This is a genomic window from Nocardia brasiliensis IFM 10847 (assembly GCF_000710915.1).
Lineage (GTDB): Bacteria > Actinomycetota > Actinomycetes > Mycobacteriales > Mycobacteriaceae > Nocardia > Nocardia brasiliensis_A.
Genome location: NZ_BAUA01000063.1, coordinates 40,800 through 54,881 on the forward strand (window position 1 = coordinate 40,800; position 14,082 = coordinate 54,881).

The 14,082-nt window shown below is 69.5% G+C and carries 12 protein-coding genes; 7 read left to right on the forward strand and 5 right to left on the reverse strand.

The window, feature by feature from the left end:
* Positions 1–74 precede the first annotated feature (74 nt).
* Positions 75–1,172 carry a helix-turn-helix domain-containing protein gene (locus NBRGI_RS13535; protein ID WP_029896113.1) on the forward strand — a complete coding sequence of 366 codons (1,098 nt, stop codon included), beginning with the start codon at positions 75–77 and terminating at the stop codon, positions 1,170–1,172.
* Between the two features lie 4 nt (positions 1,173–1,176).
* Here NBRGI_RS13535 and NBRGI_RS13540 read toward each other — a convergent pair whose 3' ends face one another.
* Complete coding sequence (locus NBRGI_RS13540; RefSeq protein ID WP_029896114.1) at positions 1,177–1,884, reverse strand: GntR family transcriptional regulator; 708 nt, start codon at positions 1,882–1,884, stop codon at positions 1,177–1,179.
* Positions 1,885–2,037: 153 nt separating this feature from the next.
* Here NBRGI_RS13540 and NBRGI_RS13545 point away from each other — a divergent pair, with 153 nt between their 5' ends.
* From NBRGI_RS13545 to NBRGI_RS13565, 5 genes are all read left to right on the forward strand, one after another.
* Positions 2,038–3,315: an MFS transporter gene (locus tag NBRGI_RS13545; protein ID WP_014983630.1), complete on the forward strand. Its 1,278-nt coding sequence runs from the start codon at positions 2,038–2,040 to the stop codon at positions 3,313–3,315.
* Positions 3,316–3,325: 10 nt separating this feature from the next.
* Positions 3,326–3,982, forward strand: coding sequence for a 5-oxoprolinase subunit B family protein (locus tag NBRGI_RS13550; protein ID WP_029896117.1), 657 nt, complete (start codon positions 3,326–3,328; stop codon positions 3,980–3,982).
* The gene (locus tag NBRGI_RS13555) at positions 3,979–4,863 is read left to right on the forward strand and encodes a biotin-dependent carboxyltransferase family protein (RefSeq protein ID WP_051727723.1); all 885 of its coding nucleotides are present in this window, start codon (positions 3,979–3,981) and stop codon (positions 4,861–4,863) included. Before NBRGI_RS13550 ends, NBRGI_RS13555 begins: the two co-directional genes overlap by 4 nt.
* Before the next feature lie 234 nt (positions 4,864–5,097).
* Positions 5,098–6,414 (forward strand): lipase family protein, encoded by a 1,317-nt coding sequence (locus NBRGI_RS13560; RefSeq protein WP_029896121.1) that lies wholly within the window; start codon positions 5,098–5,100, stop codon positions 6,412–6,414.
* Between the two features lie 173 nt (positions 6,415–6,587).
* Entirely contained in the window at positions 6,588–7,481 is an 894-nt protein-coding gene (locus tag NBRGI_RS13565; protein ID WP_029896123.1) for an SAM-dependent methyltransferase, read from the forward strand.
* A 31-nt stretch (positions 7,482–7,512) separates the two neighbouring features.
* Here the strand turns inward: NBRGI_RS13565 and NBRGI_RS13570 are convergent, their stop codons facing one another.
* Positions 7,513–8,160, reverse strand: coding sequence for a maleylpyruvate isomerase family mycothiol-dependent enzyme (locus NBRGI_RS13570; protein ID WP_029896125.1), 648 nt, complete (start codon positions 8,158–8,160; stop codon positions 7,513–7,515).
* A gap of 68 nt (positions 8,161–8,228) precedes the next feature.
* Between NBRGI_RS13570 and NBRGI_RS13575 the strand changes: the two genes are divergently transcribed.
* Positions 8,229–9,149: a MerR family transcriptional regulator gene (locus NBRGI_RS13575; RefSeq protein ID WP_029896127.1), complete on the forward strand. Its 921-nt coding sequence runs from the start codon at positions 8,229–8,231 to the stop codon at positions 9,147–9,149.
* 38 nt (positions 9,150–9,187) lie between these two features.
* On the opposite strand, the gene NBRGI_RS13580 is transcribed toward NBRGI_RS13575, so the two are convergent.
* The 3 genes from NBRGI_RS13580 to NBRGI_RS13590 form a co-directional block, all read right to left on the reverse strand.
* Complete coding sequence (locus NBRGI_RS13580; protein ID WP_029896129.1) at positions 9,188–10,789, reverse strand: hypothetical protein; 1,602 nt, start codon at positions 10,787–10,789, stop codon at positions 9,188–9,190.
* 256 nt (positions 10,790–11,045) lie between these two features.
* Positions 11,046–12,287, reverse strand: a complete 1,242-nt coding sequence (locus NBRGI_RS13585) for an acetyl-CoA acetyltransferase (protein ID WP_029896131.1) — start codon at positions 12,285–12,287, stop codon at positions 11,046–11,048.
* 45 nt (positions 12,288–12,332) lie between these two features.
* The gene (locus NBRGI_RS13590; protein WP_051727724.1) at positions 12,333–14,072 is read right to left on the reverse strand and encodes a class I adenylate-forming enzyme family protein; all 1,740 of its coding nucleotides are present in this window, start codon (positions 14,070–14,072) and stop codon (positions 12,333–12,335) included.
* Positions 14,073–14,082 lie beyond the last annotated feature (10 nt).

Below are 14,082 nucleotides of genomic sequence, written 5' to 3' on the forward strand. Positions count from 1 at the left end.
CCAGCCGGGCCGGGCGCGACCATCCCCGATTCCGGGGGTTCGGCACGGCCGCGCGGCGGACGATACTGAGACCCATGCCGGAGAAATCCCTGGACTGGGTGACCGCGGGCGTCGACCGCGTCTGCCGGACCGTGTCCGGTGCGGTCGAACTGGAGCGCGCCGTGACCGCGGTGCTGCGCGAGGCCGTGCCCTTCGACGCGTGGTGCGTGCTGACCGTCGATCCCGGTTCGGTGCTGCCGACCGGCGGCTGCCATCGCAACGGGCTGCCGCTCGAGTACATGGACGCGATGCTCCAGATCGAGGCGGGCGGTCGGGACGCACTGGCGTTGCCGACCCTGGCCAGGGGCCCGCACCGGGCGATGACCTTGAGCGCGGCCACCGACGGACACCCCGAGCGCAGCAGGCACTACCGGGAGATCCTGGTGCCGAGCGGGATGACCCGCGAGATGCGTATCCTCTTCGGCGACAAGGGAAACGTGTGGGGCGCGCTGGTGCTGTTTCGCGGCGCGGATGTTCCGGACTTCACCGCAGCCGACGCCGAACTCGCCGGCGCGGCCACCACCTCGGTGGCCGACGCGATCCGCCGGGAGATGGTGCTCACCGAGATCGCCGCCGAGGACGCGGTCACCGGGCCGGGGCTGTTGCTGCTGACGCCCGGCCTGCACCCGGTCTCCATGACCGCGGCGGCCGCGCACTGGCTGGCGCAGATCGACGACGGCGTCGACCCGGACCGCGACATCCCTTTCTGCGTCATGACATTGGCGCATCAAGCCTGGTCTCGCCCCGGCCCGGCGCGGGCCAGGACCCGGACCAGGAGCGGGCGCTGGATGACCTTGCACGCGGAGCGGCTACCGGGCGCCGCCGACCAGCTCTCGGTGCTCATCGAGGCCACCCGCCCGGTGGAGATCGCGGCACTGGTCGCCGACACCTATCGGCTCACTCCGCGCGAGCGGGACGTGGTCGGGCTGCTCGCCCGCGGCTATGCGCGGACCGAGATCGCCAAGCTGCTCGCATTGTCCGCGCACACCGTCGACGATCACGTCAAACGGATCTTCGGCAAGCTCGAGGTGCGCAGCCGGGCCGAGCTGACCGCGAAACTGTTCTTCGACCAGCATGTTCCGCGCATGCAGCAGGAGATCCCGATCGGCAGCTCCGGGTGGTATCTGCGCTGACCGCTCAGGCGCCGACGCGCGTGTAGGCGGACCGGATATGCGTTTCGGCGTCGGTGAGATAGTCGGCCAGCATCTGTTCGGCCACCGCACCGCGACCGTCGAGCAGCGCGCGGTGGATCTCGTGATTACGCGCCAGATAGGGCTCGTGAAAGGTGAGCGGATCGGCCATCACGTGGAAGACCAAGCGGAGTTCGTTCCACACGCTCGACATCATCTGGTCGAGGCGCTTGCTGCGATTGAGCGCGGCGATCGCCTTGTGGAAGTCGATGTCCGCGGTGCCGACCCCGGTCCAATCCTGTTCCGCGGCGCAGGCGTCGGCGCGCGCGAGCGCGGCCGCGAGCTCGTCGGATCCGGTTGCCGCGCGGTCGAATCCGCGGATCGCCGCGCACTCGACGATGCGCCGGCACTGGTAGAGCTCGGCGACATCGTCGGAGGTGGGCACCCGGACGAAGGCGCCGCGGTTGAGTTCGTGGGTCACCAGCCGCTCTTCGATCAGCGAGCGGAAGGCCTCGCGCAGGGTATTGCGCGAAACACCGAGCGCCGCACAGATATCGGGCTCGGAAAGACGGGACCCGGGACGCAGCGAGCCGTCCAGGATGCTCGCGCGGACGATATCGGCGGTCTGCGAGCTGCGGCTGGACCGAGTCAGCAGACCTTTGTGTTCGGAAAGGGCCGTGTAGACGGGATCGGGCCGATCTACCGGTGTCGTCATCCAAACCTCCGCTGACCTGTGGCTTGCCGTTCGAGCATAGCTCAGATCGCACTGCCAGCCGACGATCCAACTTTAGGATTGCAGAATCGTTCAACGATCCGTACTGTGCTGTGACGTAGGTCGCTCTCTCGAGCTAGAGATTTATGAGGCATCATGACCCTTTCCACGGACATCCCGGCGGACTCCGCCGGGACCTCGCAGCCGTTCGACTGGTTCCGCACCATGAGCGCCAAAGGCAAACGCGCCTTCCTCGGCGCGTTCGGCGGATACGGCTTGGACGCCTACGACTTCCAGGTGCTGCCGCTGGCACTCGGCGCGATCACGTCGTATTTCGCCATCAGCTCCGGCAAGGCCGGGCTGCTCACCACGGTGACGTTGCTGGTGTCCGCGCTCGGCGGCGCGCTGGCGGGCGTGCTCGCCGACAAGATCGGGCGGGTACGGACGCTGCAGCTGACCGTCGCGACCTACACCCTGTTCACCGTATTGTGCGGTTTCGCACCGAACTTCGAGACGTTGCTGGTGTTCCGGGCGTTCCAGGGTCTCGGCTTCGGCGGCGAATGGGCGGCGGGCGCGATCCTGGTCGCCGAGTACGCCCAGTCCAAATACCGGGGGCGGGCGGTGGCCTATGTGCAGAGCGCGTGGGCCGCGGGCTGGGGTCTGGCGGTGCTCGTCTACACCTTGGTCTTCCACTTCGTCGACGAGGACCTGGCCTGGCGGGTGCTGTTCTGGACCGGCGCACTGCCCGCGCTGCTGATCGTCTGGGTGCGGCGCAATCTGACCGATTCCGAAGCCGTGACCCAGCGCCGCGAATCGGCGGGCAAGCAGGCCGGATCGTTCTTCGCGATCTTCCGGCGCGACCTGCTGCGGACCACCCTGTTCGCCTCGCTGCTGGCCACCGGCGTGCAGGGCGGCTATTACACCCTCGCGACCTGGCTGCCGACCTACCTGAAGAAGAGCAGGCACCTGAATGTCGTCGGTACGGGCGGTTATCTGTTCCTGCTGATCGGCGGCGCGTTCCTCGGCTACGTCACCGGCGGCATCCTCGCCGACCGGCTCGGGCGCAAGCGCACGATCCAGTTGTTCGCCGTGCTGTCACTGGCCTTCATGATCGCCTACATCCAGGTCCCCGAGGGGGCGAACACCCTGGTGCTGATCCTCGGCTTCCCCCTCGGCTTCTGTACCGCGGCCATCTTCTCCAGCTTCGGGTCGTTCCTGTCCGAGCTGTATCCGACCGCCTCGCGCGGCACCGGACAGGGCTTCACCTACAACTTCGGGCGCGGCGTCGGCGCGATCTTCCCCACGGCCGTCGGGTTTCTGGCGTCCACCGCGTTCGGCCTGACCGGCGCGATGATGTTCGGCGCGCTCGGCTACCTGATCGCGGTGCTGGCGCTGTTCGGCCTGCCGGAGACCCGTGGCCGCGAACTGGCTTGAACGAGAAAGGATGTCGGTGAGCACCGTGCCGCTGCGGATACTGCCCGCAGGTGACCGTTCGCTGCTGGTCGCCCCCGAGGACCACGCCGACCTCGTCGCCTTCGTCGACCTGTTGCGGTGCGAATTGCCCGACGGGGTGCACGATGTGCTGCCCGCGGCGCAGACGGTACTGGTCACCATGACCGACAGCGCGGACGGCCGGGCCGTGGAAAACGTTCTGCGCCAACTGTTCCGGCGCGCCCAGTCACCCCAGCGAGCGACGTCCGAGGCGCCGGCGCCCGCCGCGATCATCATCCCGGTCCGCTACGACGGACCGGACCTGGCCGCGGTCGCGGCACTGCTCGGCACCGACGCCCGCGCGGTCGTCGAGGCCCACACGAAGGCGCAATGGCGTTGCGCCTTCGTGGGATTCGCGCCGGGCTTCGGCTATCTGGAGAGCACGGACACCGGGCTCGCGGTGCCGCGGCGGGCCGAGGCCCGCACCTCGGTGCCCGCGGGCTCGGTAGCATTGGCCGACGGGTACAGCGCCGTCTATCCGCGGCGCTCACCCGGCGGCTGGCAGATCATCGGCACCACCGACTTTCGCCTGTGGGACCTCACCCGGACCGAACCGTCCCTGTTACGTCCGGGCACCCGAGTCCGTTTCACCGAGGAGGCCGCCGCGTGAGTGCGGGACATGCCGCGTTGCGGGTCGACGCCGCCGGGGCATTGAGCACCATCCAGGATCTGGGCCGGCCCGGCTGGTTCGCCATCGGCGTCGGCGTATCCGGTGCGGCCGACCGCGGTGCGCTGAAGCTGGCCAATCGGCTGGTCGGTAACCCCGAGCAGGCGGCGGGCATCGAAACACTGCTCGGCGGACTGGAATTGACGGCACTCGCGCCGGTCCTGCTGGCGGTCACCGGCGCCGACGCACCGATCACCGTGGACGGCGTACCCCAGGCGCGCGCCGCCGTGCTCGCGCTGGCGACCGGTCAGCAGCTGAAGCTCGGCATGGCCACGGCGGGCCTGCGCGCCTACGTCGGAGTGCGCGGCGGCATCGCGGCCGAACCGGTGCTCGGCTCGTGCAGCACAGACACGCTGGCCGGGCTCGGGCCGGCGGCACTGGCGGGCGGGACCGAGCTCACGGTGGGCTCGGCGCGGACCTACCCGTGGCCGAATGTCGCTGTGGCACCGGTGCCTTCGCCCGATACCGGAACCGTCGAAGTCCGGGTGCTACTCGGTCCGCGCGACGACTGGTTCACCGATCCGCGCGCGCTGTGCACCGGCGCCTGGGCGATGACCGACCGCGCCGATCGCGTCGGTGTGCGCCTGACCCGGGTGGGCGAGCATCCCCCGCTGACCCGGATCAACGACAAGGAACTGCCCACCGAGGGCATGGCGCTCGGCGCCATCCAGGTACAGCCGAGCGGCGAACCCGTCGTCTTCCTCGCCGACCACCCGATCACCGGCGGCTATCCGGTCGTCGGCACAGTCGTCAGCGCCGATGTGGACCTGCTGGCCCAGTTGCGGCCGGGCCAGCAGGTGCGGTTCCGGCTCGTCGCGCCTTGAGACTCTCCGGCGTGCTGGGACCCTCGGGCAATATCTGTGCATTTACGGTTACATATATGCACAGTGCACAGAGCGAAGTGGGCAAATACTGAGCGAGTGCGTAGTGACACCCGGATCACAGGTCGGGTGGAATGAGTGCTCGTTCGGTCGGTCGGGCACTGCCTGGGTCCCGGTTGGCGGCCGCCGCGCGCGGCCCAGGCTCAGGTGCCCATCAATGCCCGTGAGGAAGACGCAATGCTGCCCTGCTCTCGTTCCGCGACCTTCGTAGTCGGTCTCACCCTCGCTGCCGCGCTCGCCGTGACCGGTACGGCGACCGCCGCACCGGATGCGCCCGGTAATCCGGCGCCCACCTGGCCGAACCGGCCGGACGAGAACCAATTCCCGCCGCTGCCCAGGGAAACCGATATCTATCGGCTCATCCCGGTGCCCATGCCAGGCGACGATCGGTGGTACGACGATCCCGCCGATCTCGGCGCCTACGCGAACGGCGATGTCATCCGCAAACGCGTGGTGACGAGCTATCTGCTCGGCGTGCCGTGGCCGCCGGTGCACACCGAACAGATCCTCTACCGCAGCACCGACAGCCACGATCGGCCGATCACCACGGCGACCACCGTGCTGATCCCCGGCATCCCCTGGCTCGGGCCCACGCCGCGACCGGTCATCTCCTATCAGGAGGCGATCGACGGCCTCGACCCGGCATGCAACCCCTCGCACACGCTGCGCGCGGGCACGATGAAGGAAACCCAGCTGCTGCTGCAGTTCCTCGCCGAAGGCATGGCGGTATCGGTGCCCGACTTCAACGGCAAGACCAGCACCACGCTCGCGCCGAGCGAAGGCCGGATGGTACTCGACGGCGCCCGTGCGGTCCGCCGAGCCGGGCTCGGGCTGGCCGACGCGCCGGTGGGGCTGTGGGGTTACTCCGGCGGCGGCAGCGCCACGGCCTGGGCGGCCGAGCTGCATCGCAGCTACGCCCCGGAACTGCCGGTCAAAGGCAGTGCCCAGGGTGGTGTGCCCGGAGACAAGCACGCGATGACGCAGTTCGCCATGGACGCGGGCCCCGGCATCGCGGGGCAGTCCGATTTCGTCGGCTGGATCTGGATCATCGGACTGTCCAGGGAGTTCCCGGACGAACTGCCACTGGAAAAGTTCCTCACCCCTGACGGCATGACCGTCGCCGACGACATCTCGCACCGTTGTCTCTACACCGCGGCGGCCACCGGAGCATGGCGGCCGCTGAAGAACTATCTGAAGGACCCGCAAGCCTTCCTCGACCCGGATGTGCAGTCGGTGCTGCATCGCGACAGCCTCGGCTACGGGGACACCCCGGATGTACCGATCGCCATGTGGCATTCCACCACCGATCCGATCATTCCGATCCCGTCGATCGAACCGGTCGTGCAGCGCTACTGCGCCGCGGGCGCCAACCTGCGCTTCTTCAGAGTCCCTGCCTCGGAACATATTTCGGCCGAACTCATCGGCTACGAACCCTCGCTGCTCTGGCTCACCGCGGTCGTCGCGGGCGCCGATCCCGGCCCGACCACGTGCTGACCCCGCGGTTTCCCGTACCACAGCTCTAGCACGACCGTCCCAGTCAGTCGTATGATCGAACTCGATTCCCGCACGGCCCCCTGGACAGCAATGTAATTGCCACGCCGACAAGCGAATTCGCCGGATGGATACGTCCGAAGCGCTTGTCGCACCGGTCATTCGAGGAGAGCAAGATGCGTACCGAAGGTGATACCTGGGACATCGTCAGCAGCGTGGGGATGACCGCGCTACAGGTCGCGGCCGCCCGCGCGATCGAGACCGGACGACCCGACGCCCTGATCCACGACGAATTCGCCGCGCGGTTCGTCGAGGCGGCCGGTGACCCGGCCACGATAGCGCTGGTCCGGGACCCGCAGCGGTGGCAGGACACGCCGCTGATGGACGGCTACCTCGGCTTACGCAGCAAGTTCTTCGACGATCTGTTCGTGTCCGCGGGACAGGCCGGGGTCCGGCAGGCGGTGATCCTGGCCGCGGGCCTGGACGCACGCGCCTACCGGCTGGACTGGTCGCAGGGTTCGACCGTCTTCGAGATCGACCAGCCGCAGGTGCTCGACTTCAAACGCCAGGTGCTCACCGCGACCGGCGCCGTCCCCCGCGCGCAGCGCCGGGAAGTCGCCGTCGATCTCCGCGACGATTGGCCCGCAGCGCTGCTGGCGGCAGGGTTCGATCCGGCCGTCCCCACCGTCTGGTCGGCCGAGGGGCTGCTCCCCTACCTGCCGGGCGCGGCGCAGGACGCCCTGTTCAGCCGCATCGATCAACTGTCCGCACCGGGCAGCAGTCTGGCGACCGACACCTTCGACAGTGCGGTCGATCTCCAGCAGTTCAGCGCATACCGCGCCGAGCACCTGCGCGACACCGTCTACGACAAGGTCGACTTCAGCGCCCTCTTCTACACCGACGACCGCGCCGACGCCGACAGCTGGCTCACCACACAGGGTTGGATCACCAGCGCACTCCGGCCCGAGCAGCTGGCCGAGTTCTACCATCGGGCCGCTCCGGTGCTCCCGGAACCGTTCAGTCAGATGATGGACGGCATCCGATATCTGAGTGCCCACAAACCCGCCTGAGCAGCCACCGGCCGCCTCCGGGGCGGCCCGTTCACCGCCGGTCGGCCAGCACCGCGGCCCCCGGCCCGGTGAGCAGCCCGTCCACGGGGCGGCCGGTCGCGAGCAGCAGCAGCGCCCCCGCGGTGCCGTGCACCTGCGCTCCTTCGCCCGCCGACCATTCGGCATCGGTGGCGACCAGCTGCACGCCCGCCAACCGCTCGGCGATCCCGAACCGGCCCGCCGTCGCCCAGACCCGTTGCAGCGCAACCTTCGCCGCCGCGGCGGGCATCGGGTGCTCGATGCCCAGCGGCACGGCGACGTCCTGAGCGTGCACCAGCACGTCCAGCAGCCGGTCGGCGGGCACGGTGCTGATCGGGACGAACCGCGCGGGCACGCTCGCGCGCAGTTGCGCGAGCAACTCGCGCGTGCCGACCCGGTCTGCGTGCCGAATCGCGACCTCGCACAGCGCCCGGTCGGCGTTGCCACGGGCGCGGGCCAGGTTCACCAGGATCCAGCCGAGGTGCGCGCGGGTGGTCTGCACGACGTGCGCGACCACGTCGCGGACCCGCCACTGCGCGCACAGGGACTGGTGATCCCATTGCTCCTCGGTGAGTCCCGCCAGCAGGTCCGCGAGCGCGGTCCGTTCGGCGGCGGTCGCCCGCCAAATCTCCTCGGTGGTCAAGGATCTGATGTGTGGCATCGGTAGGCCCCTCTCGCTCGTGGTTGCATTACCTTAGGAACTCCAGCCGAGTGGAGGTGCAAGCCGCTGTGACCGAGGACACATCCATCGGCGTGGCCGGTATCGGCGAATTGGCCGAGCGGACCGGCGTTTCCGTGCGCACCATCCGGTTCTATTGCGACAGCGGCGTTCTCGACTACCGCCGGACCGGGGCCGGCCACCGGATCTTCGACCTGCCCGCCGCGATCGATCAATTGCTGCTGGTGCGCAGGCTGCGGGCGCTCGACGTACCGCTGCCCACGATCGTGCGGGTGCTCGGCGGCGCCGAGTCCCTCGGCACTGCGGTCGCGGTAGAACGGGCGGCCGTCGAGGCCGAGCTCGACGCGTTGCGCTGGCGCCGGGCGGCATTGCTCGCCATCGAGCACGCATCCCCCGGTGAACGCGCCGAGCGCGTGGCTCTGCTTGCGGCAGTACATGATCGGGACACCGTGCGCGATACGCTGGTGGCGCTGTGGCGTCCGATCCTCGGTACCCTGCCCGGCGGCCTGTTCGATTCGTTCATCGAGATGCACGCGCCGCTACCGGGAGAACCGGAGCCGGGACACGTGATCGCGTACGCCGAGCTCAGCGCACTCGCGACCGACGCGCACGTCAAAACCGCGATGGCACACCAGATCTGGCGATCCAACCGAGCGGACGTCGGCGATCGGCGACAGCTGGTGACGGCGGTGGCGCAGGCGTGCGAAGCGGCGGCACCGCTCGTCGCCGCGGCGGAAAAGCCGCAGGCCGGAACCGTGCTCGACCAGTACGTGGCCGCGCACGCAGCGGCCCGCGGGCGCCGGGACACGCCGCGATTCCGCCGGGAGCTGCTCGTCGGCGCGACGGATCCGGATCCCCGGTTACAGCGCTACTGGCGGCTCACCGCGCAGGTCACGGGCGTCACCGCGACGATCGGCGCGATCCACCACTGGATGTTCGACGCGCTGCACTGCTCGGTGCGCACCGAGTAACGAAGCGGGCCGGACGATCCGGGTTCGGCGTGCCGCGCTCAGCGATCGCGCCCCGCGGCGGGCGAGGTCTTGCGGTTGGTGCGGGCCCGGCGACGTGCCGCCTGCAGTTCGGCGAGTTCCTGCTCGAGGATCTCGGCGATGCGGAACTGGCCGGTGTCGTGGATCTCCGGGGTCGGCAGCGCGTCCTTGGCATCGGCTGTCCCGCCGGACTTTTCGGTGTCCTGACGCTTGATCGCCGCCGTCGTCGCACCGGCCGACTGTGCCGCGGAGACGGGCTTGGTCACCGGGGTGGCCGGCTTGGCCGGGGGCACCTCCGGTGCGGCGGGCTTGACGGCGCCGTTCTTGGCGGCCGGGCTCGCCGCGACCGGCTTGGTCTCGGCCGCGCGCTTCTCGGTGCTCGCCGCGGCGGGCTTGCTCTTCGCGGCGGGCAGCTCGGCGGACTTACCGTTCCTGGCCGGGGCAGCCGCGGCGACCTCGGTGCCGTTCGGCACCGTGCGGAGCTCGGAATCGCCTGCGGTGCGACCGTTCTCGGCGGTGGCCGAGAACGCGGTGGCGCTGTCGGCCTCGACGAGCTTGTCCAGCGCGGCAAGCTTCTCGTAGGTCGAGGTCGCCTCGAACGCGGTCGCGCCACGGAACGCCGAGCCCGACACGGCCGGCTTCTTCTCCGTGACGGCGTCGTCGTCCTGCACCACGACATCGATCTCCGGATCGACGACGGCGGTACTCGGTCCGGCGCCCAACTCCGCCAGCGGATCCGGCTCCGGCTCCACGGTGAGTTCGGCGATCGCGCTCGCCGCCATCACGTCCGAGGTCCGCCGGTCCATCCGGTAGCTGGCGATCGGCGGCAGCGTGCGCCGGATCTGCTCGGCCGGATCCGGCAGGTCGCGGACCTGCTCGGTGGCCCGGTGGATCGCGAGACCGTAGCGGGCGCTGGCCGCGTCGTGAATCAGCAGGGCCACACCGATCATCACGGGCGCGACGGCGTGCACGGCGGCGTCGTACCACTGTTCCGCGCGCACGTACGGGTAGGTGTTCAAGGTGACGGTCAGCGACAGCAGCGCGACCTCGGCGGCGACGACCTGCTTGCGGTTGTCGACGATGCCCCATTCGGCCACCTTGTTGGTGCCGATCATGATGATGATCAAGCAGACGCTGATCATCGCCTCCAGCAGATAGCTGAACCAGAACAGCGGATCGTCGGCCCCGCCGGGCGCGATGTTCTGCTGCACGTTCACTGCCGACCACAGCATCCCCGCACCGACGACGCCCGCCAGGGCGCGCAGCGACCAGGACCGATGCCGATACAGCGAGGCCAGTTTGGCATGCGGGCTCGACTCACGGCGCTGTGACGCAATGGCCTTGCGGGCCATCAGGAGATCTCGCATGTCGGCCTTTTCGATGGCTTCGGTGGTCTGCCTGGCGCGGTCGGCCGCCGACGCGGCGGCCTGAGCCTCTTTCCAGCGCTGACCACGATCCTGGCCGCGAATCCGCTCGGCCAGCTCGCGTTCCGCCTGCAGCTCGTCCTCGGACAGCGCTTCGGTCAACGCGGGATCGAATTGGTATGCCAGCCGGCCACGAGCCTTTTCGACCCGCTTCGCCAGCTGCGTGACCTCGTCCTCGATGGGATGCTGGATGGTCATTTAGGCTCCAGGAGGAGATTCGATGGCAGACAAGTGATCACGCGGGAGAAGGCTACATCGCATTTCCGGACGACGCACCGTTGCCAGCGAAAAGTGTCGATTTGCCGGGTGAATGCGGCGTGCCGCGACACGGTTTTCGCCGGTGCGCGTACCAGACTGAACGGTTCACGATGACCGTGTCGCGGGCACGACGCGCCGAAACGCCCGATGTTCGCTACGGGGTTCCTGGGCCGCGCGGACGCGGCCGGGCAAAGCCTCACTCGTTCGGGCGCGTCGCGGCTTCGACCACGAAACTCGCTGCGGTCGTGGCGCTCCCGCCGATGTTGAGGGTGGCGAATCGACGCGCGTCCGGCACTTGATAGTCTCCTGCCTGCCCGGTCACCTGCTTGTACGCGTCGAGCACCATACGCACCCCGGTCGCCCCCACCGGATGGCCACCCCCGATCAATCCGCCACCCGGGTTGACAGCAATCCTGCCGTTTCGCCCGATTTCGCCCGTTTCCACCGCTTTCCAGCTCTCCCCGGGACCGGTGATACCGAGATGATCGATCGCCATGTACTCCGACATGGCGAAGCAGTCGTGCACCTCGACGCCGTCCACGGTGTCGATGGCAGGCAATCCGGCGCGCCCCAGCGCGTCCAGGACGGTCGCGCGCACATGCGGGAAGACATACGGGTCGTCCGCCGCGACCCGTAGTTTCCCCGCCAACGACAGGCCGGCCGTGCGGTGTCCCCAACCGCTGATCACGGCGCGGCGTCCGGGCCGTAAATCGGTGCGCCGCGCCAGGAATCGGTCCGACACCACGACGACGGCCGCCGCCCCGTCGGTCATCTGGCTGCAATCCTGGCGGCGCAACCGGCCCGCCACCCGCGGGTTCGCGGTGTCGTCGGCGGCGAAGCTGTCCCGGGAGTAGGTCCAGTTCCTGGTCTGGGCGGCCGGGTTGGCGCGGGCATTGGTGATGTTGAGTTCGCTGATCGCGCGCAGATGCGCGTCGTCGAGGCCGTAGCGGCGGTCGTATTCGTCGGCGAGGGCGGCAAACATGGTCGGCCACACGAACTTCGCGTCCTGCGCCTCGTGGCCCACCCAGGCGGCGGCCCCCAGGTAGCCCGCCGCCTGCTCCCCCGGCACGGTCTTCTCCAGTTCGGCGCCGAGCACCAGCGCACAGTCGTAGCGGCCCGCCGCCAGGTCTGCCATTGCGGCCAGCAGCGCCATACTGCCCGAGGCACACGCCGCTTCGTGCCTGCTCGCCGGTACACCCCACAGTTCGGGACAGACGGTGGCGGGCATCGCACCGAGCTGGCCCTGCCCGGTGAACAGCTGCCCGAAGGCATTGCCGAGATGGATCACTTCGATCTCGTCCGGCCCGACGCCGGTGGCCTCGAAGGTCGGGGCGAGCACCGCCGCGACGAGCGCGTCGAAGCCGAAGCCGGACCGATGCCAGTTGACCGCGAAATCGGTCTGGCTGCCGCCGAGTAGGTGAATGGTGCTGGTGGACATGCGTACTCCGGTCTCTGGTGCGGGGCGGGGCAGGACGGGGCCCGGTCAGGTCTCGACGCCGTTGCCCCGCAGCGTCTCCCGCAGCTCGCGCCGCAGCAGCTTGCCGACCGGGTTACGCGGCAGCGCCTCGATCAGCTCCAACCGCTCGGGCAGCTTGAACGAAGCCACCTCACGCTCACGCAGATGCTCGACCAGTGCGGCCAGTGTGACCGTGGCGCCGGGCGCCGGAACCACGAAGACGCAGCACTTCTCACCGAGCACCTCGTCGGGATAGCCGACGACCGCGACGTCGGCGACGGCCGGATGATCGGTCAGCAGGCCCTCGATCTCGGCGGGTGCGATGTTCATTCCGCCGCGGATGATGATCTCCTTGATCCGGTCCACGAACCGCAGATACCGGCCGTCGACGCCGCACAGCTCGAAGACGTCTCCGCTGCACAGGAATCCGTCCTCGTCGAACGGCTCGTTCGCCGCGGTGCCGGGCAGGTAGCCGCCGAACACCGCGGGCCCGGCCAGCCGCAATTCACCGGTGCCACCGATCGCGGTCACCGCGGCGCCCGTGCCGACATCGACGAGTTTCACCCTCGTGCTCCGCGCGAGCCGGGTGGCCCAGCGCACCCCGGGCGCGCCGTAGTGCGGCAGATGCTGTGCGCGAGTGAGCGGATCGGGGATGTCCACGGGCGCGCCCATCAGGCAGACGCCTTCGTTGGAGCCGAAGAAATTCAGCACCTCGATGCCGAGTTCGTCCTGCCAGCCGCGCACCACGCTCGGCGGCAACGGCGCGCCGCCGGAGCCGACCCGCTGCAACGAGCTGAGATCGGCGGACGCGCGCAAGGTCTCGTTGTGCAGCAGCATCGTCAGCAGCGCGGGCGGCATGCTGGTGTGGGTCACCCGGTACCGCGCGATCTGGCCGAGGAACACGGGCAGGTTCAGCGGCTGGTGCTGCACCAGGTGCCCGCCGACGAGCAGCCACGGCAGCAACGACGCCGCGAAACCCGCCATGTTGACCATCGGAAAGGGGTTGAGCACCACCGATTCCGGGGTGAGACACAGCCCGTCCTGCACGCCCCACGCCATGGCGAGCCAGTCGCCGTGACAGCGCGGGACCCCCTTCGGCGCGGCCTCGGTGCCACTGGTCCAGCAGACGGTGACCCGATCGTTGACCGAGACCGTCAGCCCGCGCACATAGAACCGCAGCCGTTCGCGGTCCGCCGCGGCCACCGGGGCGTCCAGCGGGATCGCCCCGTCCGGCACACCGGGGCCGAAGGCGAACACGGTGTCCGCCACTTCCAGTGCGTCCCCGGCAAGTTCGCGACCGGACAACGCCCCCGCCGTGATCACCGCGGTGGCGCCGGCGGCGGCGACGATGCCGGACAGCTCGTGGCGGCGGAACGAAGCGGGCATCGGCGTCGCGATCGCGCCGAGCCGCCACAGCGCGAAATAGGTGGCGGTCAACGCGATCGAATTCGGCAGCTGCACCGCCACCGTGTCGCCCTGCCGAATCCCGTTGCGATACAGCACCGCTGCCAGGTCGGCACTGTGCTCGTCCAAGGCGCGCCACGAGAGGGTGCGCGGCGACGCGCCGGTCAGCGCCGCGAGGTCGGCCGGATCGGAGATCGCCGGCGCCTCCGGTGCCGCCTCGACCCGTTGCCGGAGCAGGTCGGGCAGTGTTTCCGGCTGCCACCAGCCCCGGGCCAGATATTCGCGGACCTTGTCCGCGCGATGACAGGTGGGCACGTCGGTACGGGTGCCGGTATCGGTTGCGGTGGTGGACGACTCGGGCATGGGCGTTCCT

Coding starts and splice junctions, on each gene's coding strand:
- NBRGI_RS13570 (WP_029896125.1), bottom strand. CDS start 8,160: ATGCCACACATCAGATCCTTGACCACCGAGGAGATTTGGCGGGCGACC.
- NBRGI_RS13585 (WP_029896131.1), bottom strand. CDS start 12,287: ATGTCCACCAGCACCATTCACCTACTCGGCGGCAGCCAGACCGATTTC.
- NBRGI_RS13540 (WP_029896114.1), bottom strand. CDS start 1,884: ATGACGACACCGGTAGATCGGCCCGATCCCGTCTACACGGCCCTTTCC.
- NBRGI_RS13590 (WP_051727724.1), bottom strand. CDS start 14,072: ATGCCCGAGTCGTCCACCACCGCAACCGATACCGGCACCCGTACCGAC.
- NBRGI_RS13565 (WP_029896123.1), top strand. CDS start 6,588: ATGCGTACCGAAGGTGATACCTGGGACATCGTCAGCAGCGTGGGGATG.
- NBRGI_RS13560 (WP_029896121.1), top strand. CDS start 5,098: ATGCTGCCCTGCTCTCGTTCCGCGACCTTCGTAGTCGGTCTCACCCTC.
- NBRGI_RS13550 (WP_029896117.1), top strand. CDS start 3,326: ATGTCGGTGAGCACCGTGCCGCTGCGGATACTGCCCGCAGGTGACCGT.
- NBRGI_RS13545 (WP_014983630.1), top strand. CDS start 2,038: ATGACCCTTTCCACGGACATCCCGGCGGACTCCGCCGGGACCTCGCAG.
- NBRGI_RS13535 (WP_029896113.1), top strand. CDS start 75: ATGCCGGAGAAATCCCTGGACTGGGTGACCGCGGGCGTCGACCGCGTC.
- NBRGI_RS13580 (WP_029896129.1), bottom strand. CDS start 10,789: ATGACCATCCAGCATCCCATCGAGGACGAGGTCACGCAGCTGGCGAAG.